The following is a 17,800-nucleotide window of genomic DNA, read 5'->3' as shown; positions in this document are numbered from 1 at the left end:
GGTTCAAGAACTTTACAAAATTAAATTTTATGTTATATAATTTATGCATAGCAAATTTTGCATACCTGATAGTGAAATTTATATGCTAATATGAATATTAGGAAAATATATGGGGAGGCTTATTCATGATGATTGATTACTGTTCCATCGGCAAAAGAATCAAATTGACGAGGATCAAGCAAGGTGTTCTGCAGAAAGATCTGGCAGAGAAGATCGGCATTTCCAAACCGCATATGAGCAATATTGAAACTGCTCATACTAAAATTGGACTGGAGACACTGGTTGCCATAGCTAATGCCTTGAACACTTCTGTTGATGAATTTTTGAGTGATACTGTCAGCAACAGTCAGGTTATTTTTAATGATGAGTTGAAAACAGTGCTTGAAAGAGCCGATATGGAAGAATTAAAGGTTATTTGCAAACTGGCACGTGTTATTTTGAAAAAGGATTAAAGCTGTTGCAATAATAAAGCAGACTGCGAGCTGTAGCTCGCAGTCTGCTTTATTTTATTTATTCGGGTTTGATTTTAAAAACAGCCGCATAGATGACCGGCAATACGATCAAGGTCAGCAATGTAGCAGCGGACAGCCCACAGGCAATAGCTACGGCCATCGAATTCCAGAAGGGGCTGGTAAACATCGGTATCAGTCCCAGGATCGTTGTAAGTGCAGCCAGCATAATAGGGCGGAAACGTACGATAGCTGATTCCAGTACGGATTCCCAGGGAGATTTGCCGGCCTGCAAATGCAGGTCTATCTGATCTATCAGCACGACAGAATTACGAATGATGATACCAGTCAGGGCCAGGATACCAAGTTCGGCCATAAAACCAAGCGGTGCGTTGAAAATTATCAATCCCAGCATAACGCCTGTTACGCCAAGCGGTGCTGTACAAAGAATGATAAACAGCTTGCGGATATCTTTCAGCTGCAGCATCAGGAGTATCATCATGAGCAGCAGCATTACAGGTACAGGTTCTAACAGATAACCTAAAGTTTTAGCGCTGTCTTCCAAACTGCCTCCGATTTCGATCGTAACGCCATTCGGAAGATTTTGCCTCAGTTCTGCAAGGTCATCGTAAACCTGCTGCGTGATATCGTTGCCGGTAACGCCTTCGCCGATACCGCCGCAGACAGTGATTGTCGGCAGCAGGTTACGGCGCCAGATCATACCGTTTTCTGATTCGTAACTGAGACGGGCTACCTGTGACAACGGCACCGCACCTGCAGATGTGGGGATAGTTAAGGTCTCAAGCTCGGTGACGGTAGAGCGGTCAACAGGCTGCAGACGGAAAACCATGTCAATAGCCTGGTCTCCTTCCAGATATTGAGCTACGGTATAACCGGAAATTTCGGCCTGCAAAGCAGTGGCGACTTCTTTACGGCTCAATCCCATCTGCCGCAGTTTATCGTTGTCGATGGTAAGTTTAGCAGCTCCGTTTTGCTCCATCCAATCGAAACGCGTCATGGTCACGGCTGGATTCTGAGCCATAACTGTGCGTACTTTTTGGGCATATTCTTTAACAATATTGTCATCCGGACCGGTTACGCGCAGCATCACAGGATAAGCTGCCGGCGGACCCAGCGGGATAGAACGTGAATAACTGACGACATTGGGGAGATTAGCTGCTACAAGCTCGCGTATTTGCGGTTCTAAACGTTTACGGGCATCAATATCTTTAGCAACTACTACCAGCTGTGCATAATTGTTACGCGGTTGGACAGGGTCCATTACGAGGACGAAACGCGGAGCACTTTTTCCAACATAAGAACCGATGCTTTCAACATCAGGATTATCCTTCAGCATATTGGTCAGTTTCAGGGCGGCTTCATCCGTGGCTTTGATACTGCTGCCTTCAAGTAAATTGAGCTCTACCAGAAGTTCAGGGCGCACAGAAGCCGGAAAAAATTCCTGCTTGATCAGCGGGACTAATAACAGGGAACCGATAAAGATACTGACCGTGCTCAGAATAACTATTTTCTGGTGCAGCATCGACCAGGAAAGGACGCTGCGAAACTTTTTATAAAAAGCAGTATTGTAAACATCGTTTTCGTTAATGAGCTGTTTAGGCTTGATCCAGGCGTGTCCCAAAACAGGCGCTACAGTTGCTGAAATGACCCAGGAAAGCAGCAGTGCTGTTGAGATAACAGGAAAAAGTGAAGAAGCAAATTCGGCGGCACTGGATTTGGCGAAAAATATCGGCATAAAGCCGGTACAGGTAATCAGTGTACCTGTCAGCAGCGGCATGGCACAGGTTTCAAAGGCATAGCTGGCCGCTTTAGTGCGTTCCCAGCCTTCTGACATTTTGACTTCCATCAGCTCGACGACAACGATCGCATCGTCTACCAGCATGCCCAGAGAAATGATCAGCGCTCCCAGAGATACTTTGTGCAGATCGATGTTCATGGCATACATGCCGATAAAAGTTCCTAAAAGTACCAGCGGTATGCAGACCGAAATGACATAGCCGCAGCGCCGTCCCAGACTGAGCAGACTGACTGCCAGCACGATAAGGATGGCTTCAAGCAGGCTGTCGGTAAATTCACCGATGGCGTTTTTTACTACCTGCGGCTGGTTGGCGACTTGTCCCAGTTCGAAGCCGAGCGGCAGTTCCTGTTGGATTTGCCGAACAGCCTGATCAAGATTTGCACCCAATTTGATATTATTACCGCCGTCTTCCATAGAAATGGCGATACCTACGGCTGGCTGACCATTAAAGTACATTTTCGGTTCAGCCGGTTCAGCATAGCCGCGTTTGATTTCGGCAATATCACCCAGACGGAAGGTACGGTCATTAGCCTGGATGGGAATATTGCTGATATTGGCCAGTGTATCAGGGGAACCGGTCAGACGCAGATAGGTATTAGTGCTGTCACTTTCAGCCATGCCGGACGGTGTGACAGCTGTTTCTGCCTGGATCGTAGAAGCCAGTGTATCGATCGGTATGCCCAGCTGTGCCAGCTTGGCATTAGACATCTGGATATAGATTTTTTCAGGCTGTACTCCTACTAGTTCTACTTTTTTGACATCAGGTATCTGAAAGAATTTATCTTTGATATTTTCGGCTACTACGCGCATTTCCTCATAGGAGAAGCTGTCAGAGGTGACTGCGTAGATATTTCCATAGACGTCGTCAAAACGGTCGTTGAAAAACGGTCCTAAAGCACCATCGGGCAAGTCACCTTTGCCATCATTGACAATATTACGCAATTCCAGCCAGCGCTGTTTGATTTCTTTGACCGGTACTGTATCCTGCAGATAAACATTGATAACAGCAGTTCCGGGACGTGAATAGCTGGTTATCCTGTCAATATTAGGTACTGTCTGCAATTGTTTTTCGATCTTGTCTGTCAGGTGTTCTTCTACCTCTTTAGCGGTTGCTCCCGGCCAGGCTGCCGAAACTACCATTTGCTTGATAGTAAAACTGGGGTCTTCGCTGCGGCCTAAGGAATTATAAGAATAGATGCCCATGACCAGACAGAGAAACATAAAAAAGTAAATTATTTGCTTATGTTTGATCGACCAGGCGGCCCAGTTGTTTTTCATTGGCTGACACCAGCTTCCAGACGGACGTTTTGGTCTTCTGCCAGTTTGTTGACGCCGCCGACAACGACGATATCTCCCTGCTGCAGACCGTCAGAGATCCTGACGTTATTGCCTTCATAACCGCCGATAGAAACTTCATGGGTATGTACTTTATTATTGGTAACGAGCCAGACCTGAGGGTTTCCTCCTGTTTGATAAATGGCGGTGGCCGGCAGCAAAATACTGCTGTCAGTACCGTTTTGCAGGTGTACTTTGGCAGTCATCCCCAATTTGACTGCTGCAGGCATTTGCGTTACGGCTACACGAACTTTGTAGGTACGGGTAACGCTGTCAGCCATTGGTGCTATTTCGCGGATATAACCATCTGCCGAAACGTTTTCTAAAGCCCAGAAATTGATCTTGGCTGACTGTTGAGGATAGATTTTATCCAAATGGTTTTCAGGGACATAGATCTGGATTTCCTGTTCGCCGCTTTGGACAACTGTCACAACAGGAGTTCCGGCAGCTACTACTTGACCCACTTCGCCGCTTACATTGGCTACTACGCCGTCATGGTCTGCAATAAGCTGCGTATAGGATAATTGGTTACTGTTGGTGATCAGTTGGGCCTGGGCTTGACGCAGGCTGGAAGCGGCCGCTTCCATCTGCGTATTATATTGCTCCATCATGGCTTTGCTGACACCACCGCTGTTGTATAAGGCCGTGTAACGGGATGCATTGTCGCGGGCCAGCTTATAATTGGCTTCGGCGGCTGTTACAGCTGCCTGGCTGGCTTCAAAACTCTGCTCGATGTCTTTGGGGTCGATTTGCATCAGGATATCGCCGGTTTTTACTGTATCGCCTAAATTGACGCTGCGGCTGATGATTTTACCGGCAACCTGAAAGGCCAGATCGCTTTCATAACGACCGCGTACCTCGCCGGGATAGGAAGATGTATTATCGACAGTTTTTTTACCGACGGTTACAGTACGGACATAAGGAACTTCTTTTACTATATCGGGCTTGGCGAAAACATTGCTGATTATATGGTACAGCAGCAATATAGCCACTGTTGCTGCCAAAATATACAAATGACGTTTTGTAAATGGAAGCTTGCTGAAAATTTCTTTGATCGACATGTCGGTGCCCTCCTGAACTAATTGGTAATGGAAGACAAATAAGTGTTTAAAGCTTCTTCCAAATAAGTGCTTTCAGTACCATTTTCAAAATGTCCCAGATCACGGATCTGATCATGTGTGAGAAAAAAGAAAACGATGATGCTTTCCAAAGTAAAAGCTACATGTGTAGGCTGCATATTATTACGGATACTGCCGTCAGCTATGGCTTCTGTAACCAGCTCGGACATAAATTTATGGATTTTGTATAAGCGGTTTTTAATAAAGCTGTCACACATAAAAGTGGGGGTCAAAAGCTCGCGGTAAATGAGATGGATACGGTGAGGATGCAGCTTCTGTACCTCGGAAATTGCAGTGATATATTCGCGCAGCTTAGCCAGAGGAGCTATGTCCTTACTGCTGACTCGGGCGATCAGATTTAAAAATAAATTTGACTGTTCGTTGAGAACTTCCTGATAAAGATTTTTTTTGCCGCCGAAATAGTAAGAGATCAAAGCGCTGTTGACCCCGGATTTTTTTGCGATTTCTTTGATGGAAACGCCATTAAAGTGATTAGCTGCAAATAAATCGGTTGCTGCTAAAAGAATTTTTTCTGCTGAAGAGGCAGATGCTTCAACTGGATTCATATAGAACACTCCTTTGAATATTAATTAAACAATTAATTATTAATAATTATATCACCAACTGGATCGTAACGTAAATATGTAAAAATAAGAAAAGACAGTGTAGAATACTTGCTAATCTGCTATAATAAATTAATAAATATCAAGGAAAGAGAGTTTGGCTATGACAGTGGAAACGATACTATTATTGCTGCTGGTTTTAATGCAGGCGGTGATTTTCATAATGCTGTGGCGGCTTCTGCAGACACGGCGGCAGCAGGGACAAGAACTGGGAGCTGAGGTGAACAGTCAGCTGGAAAGCCTGGAACGACGTTTTTATGAGAATGTACGCGATCTGCGCAGCGAACAAAACACTCTGGCCCGTGCGGCCAGAATGGAAAGTCAGGCAGCTTCTGACCGTTTGGGAGAGCAGCTGGATAAAAAACTGGAAAAGCTGACGGAAAGCACTGCGGCTAATTTGGAACAGATCCGCCTGACTGTTGATGAAAAACTGCAGTCGACTTTGGAACGGCGGTTGGGAGAATCCTTTCAGCAGGTCAGCCTGCGGTTGGAGCAGGTTCATCGAGGGTTAGGTGAAATGCAGACCCTGGCCGGCGGTGTCGGCGATTTGAAACGCATCCTTTCTAATGTAAAGAACCGTGGTATCTGGGGCGAAATGCAGCTGGGAGTTTTGCTGCGTGATTTGCTGGCACCGGAGCAATTTGCCGAAAATGTTGCTGTGAAGCAGGGCAGTGCGGAAAGGGTTGAATTTGCGCTGAAGCTGCCGGGCAGCAAGGATGAAACGGTATGGCTGCCGATTGATGCTAAATTTCCGCAGGAGGATTTTCAGCGCCTGCTGGAGGCGCGCGAGCAGGCTGATACAGCTGCTGCCGATATTGCGCTCAAGCAGCTTGAACGGCGGCTGAAAAGTGAAGCCAGGGATATCCAGAATAAATATTTGTGTCCGCCGCAGACGACTGATTTTGCGATCATGTATTTGCCGATCGAGGGGCTGTTTGCCGAAGCGGTAAATTTGCCGGGACTGCTGGATGAGCTGCAGAGAACGTACCGCGTTTGCGTGGCAGGGCCGACTACCTTGGCAGCGCTGCTCAACAGTCTGCAAATGGGTTTTAAAACTTTGGCTATCGAAAAACGTACTGGTGAAGTCTGGCGAACGATCGCTGCCGTTAAGCAGGATTTTGTGACTTTCAGCTTATTGCTCGATAAAACAAAAAAGAAACTGCAGGAAGCCAGCGGGCATATCGACGCTGCAGCCAGACGCAGCCGTGTAATCAATAAACGTCTTGACGGCAGGAAAGACGAAGAAGATACTTTGGAGTGGCAGGAGGAGGTTTTGCATGAACGAGAATAATAACGAACAGGAACAGCCGCTTTATAAGGAGCAGCCCTGGTGGGTGCAGATTTTTGTGGCATTGTACGCTATGTTCTGGCTGACGATGATCTTTGCTGCAGGGCTGAACAGCCTGTACATTGGCAAAATAGATATTGACAGTGTCAGCATGGCTGTTGCTTTGACAGTTGGTATTTATCCTTTGATAAAAATGTTGGAAAAACTGTAAGATGTATTACACAAAAACATTTTTGTGCTGCTTGACAAGCCAAAAGTGTCGGACTATAATTGATACAAGCTTGAAAATTACATAGTTCATTTATCCGACGATGGAGAAAAGTAAGTTGGCAGGCGGCAAAGAGAAGCGGCGGTCAGTGCAAGCCGTAACGTCTAAAAACTGAATTCCGCTCCGGAGGAGACAGGGGTAGCAACCTGTCCGGGTCCGACCGATATATCGGCAATGAGGCCGCGCTGTGCGGCGAAAAAAGGTGGCACCACGTGAGTAGAACTCTCGTCCTTGATTGTAATTGATCAAGCCGGGAGTTTTTTATTTTACAGGTGAATGGAGCGATGGACAATGAAAATTATTGTAACTGAAAAAATTTCCGACAAGGGTGTGGCTTTGCTGCAGGCAGTGCCGGATTTTGATGTAGACGTGCGTTTTGATATCGAAAGGGAAGAACTGCTGAAGATCATTCCTGAATATGATGCAATCGTAGTTCGCAGCGTTACTAAGATCAATGAAGAATTTTATAAGCACGCCACTAATTTAAAGGTGGTTGGCCGCGCCGGCAACGGTGTTGATAATATTGAAATGGAAGGGGCGACTAAACGCGGTATTATCGTTGTCAATACCCCGGAATCTAATATCGTATCGGCTGCCGAGCATACTATCGGCCTGCTGCTGAGTTCTGCCCGTAATGTCGTCAAAGCTCATAAAATGATCGAATCCAGGGTCTGGGACCGTACCGGTTTAAAAGGCAGCGAGCTGCTTGGTAAAACTCTGGGCATCATCGGCCTTGGCCGTATCGGCGGTTTGGTGGCTACCAGACTGCAGGCTTTCGGGATGAAGATCGTAGCTTATGATCCGTATATTGCCGATGCACGTTTCCGTAAATACAGCGCCGAAAAATGTGAAACACTGGATGAATTGTTGGAACAAGCTGATTTTATCAGTATCCATACGCCTAAAACGGAAGAAACTTTTGATATGATTACAGCCAAAGAATTTGCAAAATGCAAACGTGGCGTGCGTGTAGTAAACTGCGCCCGCGGTGGCCTGATCAATGAAAATGACCTGGCGGCAGCTATCAAGGAAGGCATCGTTGCCAGCGCCGGTATCGACGTACTGGTAGACGAACCGAAACCGATCTCGCCGCTGATCGATCTGCCGGAATGTGTCTTAACGCCTCATCTTGGTGCTGATACAACAGAAGCGCAGGATAATGTGGGTATTGCCATTGCAGAAGAGGTCATTGCAGCTTTGCATGGAGAAATGGTGCCGAATGCAGTCAATCTGCCGACTTTGCAGCCGACAGAGCTGAAAGAAATGCAGGGCTACCTGACCTTGGGCGAATATCTGGGCAAGCTTTATTATCAGCTGGAAAAAGCAGCTGTCGAAAAGGTAGAGATCATCTATACCGGCGAGGTTGCAGAAATGGAAACAGGTATGCTGACGCGTGCTGTTTTAAAAGGCGTTTTTGAACCCATCCTCAAGGAACGCGTTAATTATGTCAATGCCGCGCTGACTGCAGAAAGCCGCGGAGTCGACGTTATAGAGAGCAAACATGCAGGCAAACATAATCTTTTAGAGGTCAAGATCCATTCTAAAGGTAATATCTTTACCGTAGCCGGTACTGTCTTTGGTGAAAAAGAGATCCGCGTCATCGAAATCGACGGTTACCAGTTCGACCTTACTCCGGCTCCGTTCATGCTGGTGGCACGCAACCAGGATAAACCCGGTATGATCGGGCAGATCGGCACGCTTTTAGGTGCGAGCAAGGTCAATATCGCGACCATGCAGGTCAGCCGTAATCTTAAAGACGGTAACGCCATGATGTTTATGACCGTGGACAGCGAAGTAGGTAAAGAAACACTGAAACTTCTGCAGGGGCTCGACGGTATCCTGCAGGTCAACCTTGTAAAACTGTGATTACGAGCTTCAACAGAGAAATTGGTATCGTCGTTTTGATGGGTTATGTCGCTTTTAAGGACTTGAACGAGGATATCAACCTTCTTGCATATATCGTGATGGGACTTGCTGTTTGCCATATGTTCATCAAATATAAACGTCGTAACGATTAAAAAAACACCCGTTACTCATTGAGTAACGGGTGTTTTAGTATCTATATCCGATAAATTATTCGGCAAAAATTACTTTACCGTCCTTAAAGGCCTGGACACGGGCCAGTGATTCTACACGGAAGCCGGCGTCGATAAGGCGCTGACGCCCCGGCTGGAATGATTTTTCGATAACTATGCCGATACCTACTACTTCGCTGCCGGCCTGCTGGACGATGTTAGCCAGACCAAGGGCCGCTTCGCCGTTAGCCAGAAAATCATCGATGATGAGGATCTTTTCGCCGGCCGGTAAAAATTTTTTGAGAACGGTCACATCACTGGTGACTTTTTTGGTGAAGGAGTATACTTTGGTGCTGTAAGCCTCGCTGCTCATAAGCGCCGATTTCTGTTTGCGTGCGAATACTACCGGTACATGCATACACAGACCGGCAGGCAGGGCGCAGGCGATCCCTGAGGACTCGATCGTAAAGATTTTAGTAATTCCGCAGCCTGAAAAACGGCGGTGGAATTCTTTGCCGATCTCCATCATCAATTCAGGGTCGATCTGGTGATTTAAAAAAGAATCGACTTTTAAAATAGCGTCGTTTAAGACCAAGCCTTCGGACATGATTTTTTCTTTGAGCAGTTTCATGGACAAGCACCTCGAACTTTTTACTTTCTTATAATATTATAGAATATGATATTATTGACATTTAGTCCAGTGTTTTTGTAAAAGAAAAACAAAATTCAGAAAAATCACAAAAGAATGATACAAAAAAATCTTGACAAGCATAGAAAATGCTGGCATAATGTAAAACATAGCACGAACAAATTAGCTTTTGTTTGTACAACTTGATAATAAAGGCATTGAATGGGAACAAAGTTGCTGATGTTACCGATTTTAGAGAGACGGCGGTTGGTGAAAGCCGTAGCGGTACAGCGATAAGACTCACCCGGGAGCCGCGTTTCTGAACCAGCAGTAGGAAACGACGCCGGCGCAGCGTTAGGCGTTTAGAGCGAAGGCTCTGAGACAATGAGGTCAAATTAGGGTGGTACCGCGGTGAAAGTCGCCCCTATCTGCTAAGCAGGTGGGGGCGTTTTTTTATACCAATTTTCCATGGGAGGTGGCAAAATGGAGCAGATCCTATCTATCGTAGTGCGTAACCAGCCCGGTGTTCTGATGCGGGTCGCGGGCATGTTCTCGCGGCGCGGCTTTAATATCGACAGTCTGGCAGTCGGCATTACGCAGAATCCTGAATTTTCGCGGATGACTGTTACCATGCAGGCTGACGATGCAACTATCAAGCAGGTCTGCAAACAGTTGGCCAAGCTGGTCGAGGTAGAGGCTGTGAAAGTCCTGCCGCCTAAGGCAAGTGCCAAACGCAGTATGGTCATGGTCAAGGTGCACGCCGGTGACAAACGGCTCGAGCTGCTGCGGCTGGCAGATGTTTTCAGGGCCCACGCTGTCGATGTGACCGGGGAATCGCTTATCTTTCTGGCTACAGGCATCGATGATAAGCTGAATGCTTTTGTCGACGTGATGCGTCCCTACGGTATCCTGGAAATGGTACAGACCGGCCTTGTGGCGCTGGAACGGGGCGATGCGGCTATGGATGTCAGCAAATCGCGTTATTCCTGGCCTGAAAGCAGTTGTAAACCTTCAGCTATTTAGTAATATGTCAGTTCTCAAAATTAAATAAATCTGGTAAACAAAAAGGAGATGTAGACACAATGGTAAAAATGTATTATGACAAAGACGCAAACTGGGAAATGCTTAATGGTAAAACTATTGCCATTATCGGCTATGGTTCTCAAGGCCATGCACATGCCCTTAACTTAAAAGAAAGCGGCGCTAAAGTTATCGTAGGTCTTTATGAAGGCTCCAAATCCTGGGCCAAGGCAGAAGCGGCAGGTCTGACTGTTATGACTGCGGCTGATGCAGCTAAAGCAGCCGACGTAGTCATGATGCTGATTCCTGACGAAAAACAGGCTGCCACTTATAAAAAAGATATCGCGCCTAATCTGAAAGCCGGTGCTGCTCTTGCTTTTGCGCATGGGTTCAATATCCATTTTGGGCAAATCGTACCTCCTGCTGACATCGACGTGTTCATGGTCGCTCCTAAAGGACCAGGTCATCTCGTACGCCGCGTCTTTACTGAAGGCGCAGGCGTGCCCTGTCTCGTAGCTGTGCATCAGGATGCCAGCGGCAAAGCTTACGACATTGCGCTTGCCTATGCCAAAGGCATTGGCGGTACACGTGCCGGCGTGCTTGATACTACCTTCCGCGAAGAAACTGAAACAGATCTTTTCGGCGAACAGGCTGTGCTTTGCGGCGGTGTTACCGCTCTGATCACTGCAGGCTATGAAACTCTGGTAGAAGCAGGCTATAAACCTGAAAGCGCATATTTTGAATGTATGCATGAAATGAAACTTATCGTTGACCTGATGTATGAAGGCGGTATGGCTAAAATGCGCCACTCCATCTCTGATACTGCCGAATACGGCGACTATGTGACCGGCAAACGTATCATCACCGACGAAACTAAAGCTGCTATGAAACAGGTTCTGGCCGAGATCCAGGACGGTACATTTGCTAAGAACTGGATCCTTGAAAACCAGGCTAACCGTCCGGCGTTCAATGCTATGCGCCGCAAAGGCGCCGAGCATCCGATCGAAGAAGTCGGCAAAAATCTGCGCGGCATGATGAGCTGGATGAAAAAATAATCAGTACACACCTTAGGCAGAGCGGGGCTGAGGCCCCGCGATCTGCTTCGTATAAACTTAGGAGGGTTATAGTTATGGGTATGACAATGACGGAAAAAATCCTGGCCCAACATGCAGGCCGCGATGCGGTCCAGGCAGGCGATCTGCTGGTTGCTCAGGTGGATTTGGTTTTAGCTAACGACATCACCGGACCGCCGGCGATAGCTGAATTTGAAAAAATCGGACGTCCTGTTTTTGATAAGGATAAGATCGCGTTAGTTCCGGACCATTTTTCTCCGTGTAAGGATATTAAGTCGGCAACTATGTGTAAACGCATGCGCGATTTTGCACGTCAGCATGAAATCACCAATTATTTTGAAGTTGGCCGCATGGGTATCGAGCATGCGCTTTTACCTGACAGCGGTCTTGTTGCTCCCGGTGAGATCATTATTGGCGCCGATTCTCATACTTGTACTTATGGCGCTCTGAACGCGCTCAGCACCGGCATGGGTCAAACCGATATTGGTGCGGCTATGGCCAGCGGCACTACCTGGTTCAAGGTGCCTGCCACGATCAAAGTCGAGCTGACCGGTAAGCTGCCTAAATATGTCAAGGGCAAAGATATCATTCTTACGCTTATCGGTATGATCGGTGTCGATGGTGCCCGTTATCAATCGTTGGAATTCTGCGGCGACGGCGTTGCCGAACTGGAAATGTCCGACCGTTTCACTATCTGCAATATGGCGATCGAAGCCGGCGGCAAAAATGGTATTTTCCCGGTCGACGAAAAAACTATTGCCTATCTCAATGGTCGTGTCAGCCGTCAGTGGACAGCGGTTACTGCCGATGCTGACGCAGTATATGACCGTGTTATCACTATCAAATTAGATGATCTGGTGCCGGTCGTTTCGTATCCGCATCTGCCGGAAAATACACATCCGGCGTTTGAGTCCGGCCATATCAAGATCGATCAGGTCGTTGTCGGTTCCTGCACTAACGGTCGTCTGGAAGACCTGCAGCAGGCTGCTGAGGTGATGCAGGGGCGTAAGGTACATCCGCATGTCCGCGCTATTATTATTCCTGCTACTCAGGAAATTTATAAAGAAGCTATGCGTTTGGGCTATATTGATACCTTTATCGATGCCGGTGCGGCAGTTTCTACCCCTACCTGCGGACCGTGTCTGGGTGGTTATATGGGTATTCTGGCTGCTGGCGAACGTGCTGTTTCGACTACCAACCGTAATTTCCGCGGACGTATGGGTCATGTCGACAGCGAGGTCTATCTGGCCAGCCCCTATGTGGCGGCTGCCAGTGCGATCACAGGCTATATCGCAAGCCCAGAGGAGGTAATGAAATGAGTAAAGTATGGCGTTACGGCGACCACGTCGATACCGACGTTATCATACCCGCCCGTTATTTGAATATTGCTGATTTTGACGAATTGGCCGAGCACGCTATGGAAGATATCGATACTACTTTTGCTCCTAACGTGCAGCCGGGCGACTATGTTGTTGCCGGCAAAAACTTCGGCTGTGGTTCTTCGCGCGAGCATGCTCCTGTCGTTATCAAAGTTAAAGGCGTAAAATGCATTATTGCCGACAGCTTTGCCCGTATTTTTTACCGCAATGCAATCAACATCGGGCTGCCGGTGCTGGAAATTGGCAAGGATGTTGAAAAAATTGCAGCCGGTGATGAATTGGATGTAAATATGGCTGCTGGCGAGATCAAAATCGTTAACAAAGGCATTACTATCCAAACCAAACCATTGCCGGAATTTATTCAAAAGATCGCTGACTGCGGCGGCCTTATCAACTATGTCAAAGGAGAACACCAAGAATGAAGATCACTTTACTGCCGGGCGACGGCATTGGCGTCGAGATTGTTGACGCCGCTGTGGAAGTACTTGATGCCGCTGCCAAAAAATTCGGTATGACTATAGAATATGATAAACAGCTGATCGGCGGCGCTGCTATCGACGCTACAGGAGTACCGCTGCCGGAAGCTACTATTGCATCTGCAAAAACTGCTGATGCCGTGCTTCTAGGTGCTGTGGGCGGACCTAAATGGGATAATGTTGCTCCCGAGATCCGTCCTGAAAAGGGGCTGCTCGGAATTCGTAAAGCGTTGGGTCTGTACTGTAACCTGCGTCCGATCAAGGTTTCCCGTTTTGTCGCACATTTATCGCCGCTTAAAAATGAACGCGTCAGCGGCACTGATCTTTTGATCGTACGCGAACTGACCGGCGGCATTTATTTCGGCGCTAAAAATGAAGCTGCTCCTGATGCTGATGGCGTAGAGACGGCTTCTGACGTTGAAATCTATACCCGCCCGGAAGTAGAACGCATTGCCAGATTTGCTTTTGAAGCTGCTAAAAAGCGCCGCGGTAAAGTAACTTCCGTCGATAAAGCTAACGTATTGGCTTCATCCAGGATGTGGCGCCGTATAGTTGGTGAAATGCAGGCGCAGGATTACAGCGGGATCGAACTGAATAATTTCTATGTAGATAACTGTGCTATGCAGCTGGTGCTCAATCCAGGCCAGTTCGATGTAGTGCTCACCAATAACATTTTCGGCGATATCCTTTCGGATGAAGCGTCAGTGATTGCCGGGAGTATCGGAATGCTCCCTTCTGCAAGCCTTGGTGACGGCACCGGTATGTATGAGCCTATTCACGGCAGTGCTCCTGATATTGCAGGGCAGGGCATCGCTAACCCCTTGGGAACTATTTATTCCGTAGCTATGATGCTGCGTTATTCCTTGGATCAGGATGCTGCTGCCGATGCTATCGAAGCGGCAATTGACAGAGTTTTGGAAAAAGGTTATCGCACTCCTGATCTCTGCGGTGAAGGTCTGACTAAAGTTTCGACCTCGCAGATGGGGCAGCTGATCGCCGCAGAACTGGCCTGATGTATTTTTGAGTATTGGAAGGAAGTGAGTTTATGCAGATGACCGGCGCAGAAGTAATGGTCAAATGTTTGGCAGAGCAAGGAGTTACTACGGTTTTTGGTTACCCCGGCGGGGCGATCCTGCCTTTTTATGACGCTTTGCGTGAAGCGGCTGACATTCGGCATATCCTGACGGCACATGAACAGGGTGCTGCCCATGCTGCTGACGGTTATGCCCGTGCAGGCGGTCAGGTCGGCGTCTGTATAGCGACTTCCGGCCCCGGAGCGACCAATCTGGTTACGGGGCTCGCCAATGCTTTTTTAGATTCGATACCTGTCGTAGCGATTACCGGCCAGGTGCCGGTGGCAATGATCGGACGCGACGCATTTCAGGAAGTAGATATCACCGGTATCACCATGCCGATCACCAAACATAATTTCCTGGTCAAGCGTCCTGAACATTTAGCGCAGACGATCCGGCTGGCCTTCCAGCTGGCGAAAACAGGCCGTCCCGGCCCGGTGCTGGTAGATGTGCCGCGCGATGTGCAGACCGCTTTGCTTGATTATGAGCCGGGCGAGCTGGAACCGCTGGCGAAAGAGCTGCCGGAAGAAAAACAGATCGCTGCCGCAGTGGCGGCAATCAATGCTTCGCAGCGCCCGGTCATGCTTGTAGGCGGCGGTGTTATCAATGCCGATGCGGAATATGATGCCATGCATTTATGCGAAAAGCTGCGTATCCCGGTTGTCAGCACCCTGATGGGATTAGGCGCTATCAGTGCCTACCGCAGTCTGTTTTTAGGGATGACGGGACTGCACGGACACGAACGCGCCAACAACGCCGTTAAGGAAGCCGATCTTATCCTGGCTGTTGGCAGCCGGTTTAACGATCGTGTTACCGGTGAACGCAGCAGTTATAGCGCGAATAAAACTGTTATCCATTTAGATATCGACCCGGCGGAGCTGGATAAAAATATTTATTCCAGTATCGGTATTTCCGGTCATATGAACACAACTTTGCAAATGCTGGAGGCAGGCAGCGTCAAGCATGATCTTGATGCCTGGTGGCAGCTGATCGAAAGCTGGCCCAGTATGGACGAGGACTTCGGCGGCGAAGCTGCACCGCAGTTTTTCAAGGCCCTGAACCCGGTTATCAAAGATAAGGATTATATTATCACTACGGACGTCGGGCAGCATCAGATGTGGGCTGCTCAGCATATCAAGATCCAGTTTGCCCGCCAGTGGATTTCTTCAGGCGGATTGGGAACGATGGGCTTTGGCTTGCCGGCGGCTATGGGCGCACAGCTGGCCCGCCCCAAAAGCAGGGTGATCAGTATCAGCGGTGACGGCGGATTCAAAATGACCGGCTCGGAGTTGTTTACGATCGCCAGCTATAAATTGCCGGTGACGGCGATAGTCTTTAATAACAGCGGCTTAGGCATGATTCGTCAGTTGCAGACCGTGCAGTTCAATAAACGGTTTACTTCCTGCGAAATGCCCGGCTATGTCGATTTTGTCAAATACGGCGAAGCCTTTGGCGTAGCCGGAGAGCATGTCGATACGCCTGAAGCCCTGGCAGCAGCAGTTGAAAAAGCTATGCAGCTGGACGCGCCTTATATCATCGAAGTTGCTCTTGACCCTAAAAATATGGTACAGCCGATGGTCACTCCCGGTTTGGGAATCGGTGACTTTGTAAAATTTAAAGAGCAATAAAAAACCAGCGTGTACTTTATAGTACACGCTGGTTTCTTTTTATTGTCGGTCATTTACGGTTGATAATATTACCGGCACAGTTTTCAGCGTCTGCGCTTGTCGTTGTCATGCAGAAATTTGCGAGCTTTTTTCATACCGCCAATATCTTTGAACATGGTACTGAATTTTTCCAGTTCGATCTGTTTGGAATCAAGGCCTTCATAGCGTACTTCCTTCTGCAGCTTTTGATAGCTGGCCAGTCTGTCCGCGGCAAGTATTCCGTCTGTGATAGCTTGCTGAACGGCACAGCCTGTTTCGTGGGTATGGGTACAATCACGAAAACGGCATTGCTGGGACAGTTCGTCGATATCAGCAAAGCTTTTGGATAAATCAGCCGTTTCTAAACCCAGTTCCCGCATTCCCGGAGTATCGATGACTAAAGCCTCGTTTGTAAGGGTGATGAGTTCGCGTCTGGTTGTTGTATGTCGACCCTTATCATCGTTTCGCAAACCATTGGTAGCAAATTCGGTGCCAGCCAAACGGTTGATAAGAGTTGATTTACCTACGCCTGAGGAACCGATGAAGGCAGCCGTACTGCCGCACTTCAAGTAGGGAAGTATTTGCTCGTGACCGGCATCGGCCAGTGAAGAAGTGACAAGTATTTCAGCGCCGATGGCAACGGACTCAGCCGCTGCTGTTTTAGCAGCTACGTCATCACATAAATCAGCTTTGGTTAAAGTAACTATCGGCAGTGCGCCGCTGCTCCAGGCAATGGCTAAATACCGTTCCAGACGCCGCAGATTAAAATCGCTGTTCAATGACATACAGATGAATACCGTATCGATATTGCTGGCGACTACCTGCTCAGAGTTACCTGTACCGGCAGCTTTGCGGATAAACGCGCTTTTGCGGCGCAGTACATGATGGATGATCGCTCTTCCTTCAACAGTATCTGTGCGGTCAAGCAGAACAAAATCACCGACGGCAGGGAAATCTGAAAGTGCGGCGGCATTAAAGCGCAGCTTGCCTGAAACCTCTGCCAGTACTTCCCCGGTTTCGGTTATGACACGGTAAAGATCCTTATACTGGGCTGAAACGCGTCCGACAGGGAAACAGCCAAAACTGGCTGCTTCTTCAGCGAATTTTGCGGAAAATCCTAATGTTTGTAAATTTATTTTAGACATTTTTTTTATCCTCCTAAAGGTTATATTAAAGCCTTTTGGGAGGTTCGGCAAAATATTAGATTATGCAAACCTCCCGGTCTGCGCAATATCCGATGTACCATATGTAAACATAAAAAATTCCTCTTTTCTTAATAGATTTATCTGCAGGACATACCTGTATTTTACAGGCTGAACTTTCAGTATGGTTTCATCGTATTCTATAAGTGAATATTTGTCAATAGCGGTATTATATAATTAAATATATTAGAAATATTTAATGTTAAACAGTACTTAAACTGGAGTTTGGATAAGAACTGGTTTTCAAAAAACAAGTTATTGAGTTCGCCATGAGGTTTGTTATACTGAAAGAAAGAGGCGAGAATAATGTTATTAACAGAAAATATATCAGCATTGCATGGATGTGCTGATTGCCCGGAAATTGGCATAATAAAAGCAGTACACGTTT

16 protein-coding genes and 2 other annotated features are annotated in these 17,800 nt (G+C 47.6%); of the genes, 11 read left to right on the top strand and 5 right to left on the bottom strand.

Annotated features, from left to right (window positions below):
- The first annotated feature begins 125 nt into the window (after positions 1-125).
- Complete coding sequence (locus C8D73_RS03520) at positions 126-452, top strand: helix-turn-helix domain-containing protein (RefSeq protein ID WP_021717314.1); 327 nt, start codon at positions 126-128, stop codon at positions 450-452.
- 58 nt (positions 453-510) lie between these two features.
- Here the strand turns inward: C8D73_RS03520 and C8D73_RS03515 are convergent, their stop codons facing one another.
- Genes C8D73_RS03515 through C8D73_RS03505 form a run of 3 tightly spaced genes read right to left on the bottom strand, consistent with a single transcriptional unit; the run spans position 511 to position 5,287 of the window.
- Entirely contained in the window at positions 511-3,546 is a 3,036-nt protein-coding gene (locus C8D73_RS03515) for an efflux RND transporter permease subunit (protein ID WP_113077303.1), read from the bottom strand.
- Positions 3,543-4,664 (bottom strand): efflux RND transporter periplasmic adaptor subunit, encoded by a 1,122-nt coding sequence (locus C8D73_RS03510; RefSeq protein WP_113077302.1) that lies wholly within the window; start codon positions 4,662-4,664, stop codon positions 3,543-3,545. Before C8D73_RS03510 ends, C8D73_RS03515 begins: the two co-directional genes overlap by 4 nt.
- Before the next feature lie 17 nt (positions 4,665-4,681).
- The gene (locus tag C8D73_RS03505) at positions 4,682-5,287 is read right to left on the bottom strand and encodes a TetR/AcrR family transcriptional regulator (RefSeq protein WP_113077301.1); all 606 of its coding nucleotides are present in this window, start codon (positions 5,285-5,287) and stop codon (positions 4,682-4,684) included.
- A 160-nt stretch (positions 5,288-5,447) separates the two neighbouring features.
- On the opposite strand from C8D73_RS03505, the gene C8D73_RS03500 reads away from it, so the two are divergent.
- From C8D73_RS03500 to C8D73_RS11200, 4 genes are all read left to right on the top strand, one after another.
- A complete protein-coding gene (locus tag C8D73_RS03500; RefSeq protein ID WP_113077300.1) occupies positions 5,448-6,635 on the top strand; it encodes a DNA recombination protein RmuC in 1,188 nt (395 codons plus the stop codon).
- A complete protein-coding gene (locus tag C8D73_RS03495) occupies positions 6,622-6,843 on the top strand; it encodes a hypothetical protein (RefSeq protein ID WP_021717319.1) in 222 nt (73 codons plus the stop codon). Before C8D73_RS03500 ends, C8D73_RS03495 begins: the two co-directional genes overlap by 14 nt.
- A gap of 88 nt (positions 6,844-6,931) precedes the next feature.
- Positions 6,932-7,136, top strand: a binding site (T-box leader).
- Positions 7,137-7,191: 55 nt separating this feature from the next.
- Positions 7,192-8,766: a phosphoglycerate dehydrogenase gene (gene serA, locus C8D73_RS03490; RefSeq protein WP_167457024.1), complete on the top strand. Its 1,575-nt coding sequence runs from the start codon at positions 7,192-7,194 to the stop codon at positions 8,764-8,766.
- Entirely contained in the window at positions 8,763-8,918 is a 156-nt protein-coding gene (locus C8D73_RS11200) for a hypothetical protein (RefSeq protein ID WP_021717321.1), read from the top strand. The genes serA and C8D73_RS11200 overlap by 4 nt, the downstream gene beginning before the upstream one ends.
- Before the next feature lie 55 nt (positions 8,919-8,973).
- Here the strand turns inward: C8D73_RS11200 and C8D73_RS03485 are convergent, their stop codons facing one another.
- Positions 8,974-9,546: a xanthine phosphoribosyltransferase gene (locus tag C8D73_RS03485; protein WP_113077298.1), complete on the bottom strand. Its 573-nt coding sequence runs from the start codon at positions 9,544-9,546 to the stop codon at positions 8,974-8,976.
- Positions 9,547-9,752: 206 nt separating this feature from the next.
- Positions 9,753-9,972, top strand: a binding site (T-box leader).
- A gap of 54 nt (positions 9,973-10,026) precedes the next feature.
- Here C8D73_RS03485 and ilvN point away from each other — a divergent pair.
- The 6 genes from ilvN (at position 10,027) to ilvB (ending at position 16,192) form a co-directional block, all read left to right on the top strand.
- Positions 10,027-10,566: an acetolactate synthase small subunit gene (gene ilvN / locus C8D73_RS03480; protein ID WP_021717323.1), complete on the top strand. Its 540-nt coding sequence runs from the start codon at positions 10,027-10,029 to the stop codon at positions 10,564-10,566.
- A gap of 59 nt (positions 10,567-10,625) precedes the next feature.
- On the top strand, positions 10,626-11,618 hold the full coding sequence (gene ilvC / locus C8D73_RS03475) for a ketol-acid reductoisomerase (protein WP_113077297.1): 993 nt from the start codon (positions 10,626-10,628) through the stop codon (positions 11,616-11,618).
- A gap of 74 nt (positions 11,619-11,692) precedes the next feature.
- Positions 11,693-12,955 (top strand): 3-isopropylmalate dehydratase large subunit, encoded by a 1,263-nt coding sequence (gene leuC, locus C8D73_RS03470; RefSeq protein WP_113077296.1) that lies wholly within the window; start codon positions 11,693-11,695, stop codon positions 12,953-12,955.
- Complete coding sequence (locus C8D73_RS03465; protein WP_113077295.1) at positions 12,952-13,437, top strand: 3-isopropylmalate dehydratase small subunit; 486 nt, start codon at positions 12,952-12,954, stop codon at positions 13,435-13,437. Before leuC ends, C8D73_RS03465 begins: the two co-directional genes overlap by 4 nt.
- Complete coding sequence (leuB, locus tag C8D73_RS03460; protein WP_113077294.1) at positions 13,434-14,504, top strand: 3-isopropylmalate dehydrogenase; 1,071 nt, start codon at positions 13,434-13,436, stop codon at positions 14,502-14,504. The genes C8D73_RS03465 and leuB overlap by 4 nt, the downstream gene beginning before the upstream one ends.
- A gap of 32 nt (positions 14,505-14,536) precedes the next feature.
- Complete coding sequence (gene ilvB, locus C8D73_RS03455; RefSeq protein ID WP_113077293.1) at positions 14,537-16,192, top strand: biosynthetic-type acetolactate synthase large subunit; 1,656 nt, start codon at positions 14,537-14,539, stop codon at positions 16,190-16,192.
- An 83-nt stretch (positions 16,193-16,275) separates the two neighbouring features.
- Here ilvB and rsgA read toward each other — a convergent pair whose 3' ends face one another.
- Complete coding sequence (gene rsgA / locus C8D73_RS03450; protein ID WP_113077292.1) at positions 16,276-17,355, bottom strand: ribosome small subunit-dependent GTPase A; 1,080 nt, start codon at positions 17,353-17,355, stop codon at positions 16,276-16,278.
- Positions 17,356-17,800: the final 445 nt, after the last annotated feature.

This window comes from Phascolarctobacterium faecium DSM 14760 (assembly GCF_003269275.1).
Lineage (GTDB): Bacteria > Bacillota > Negativicutes > Acidaminococcales > Acidaminococcaceae > Phascolarctobacterium > Phascolarctobacterium faecium.
This window is presented reverse-complemented; position numbering and strand designations above follow the sequence as displayed.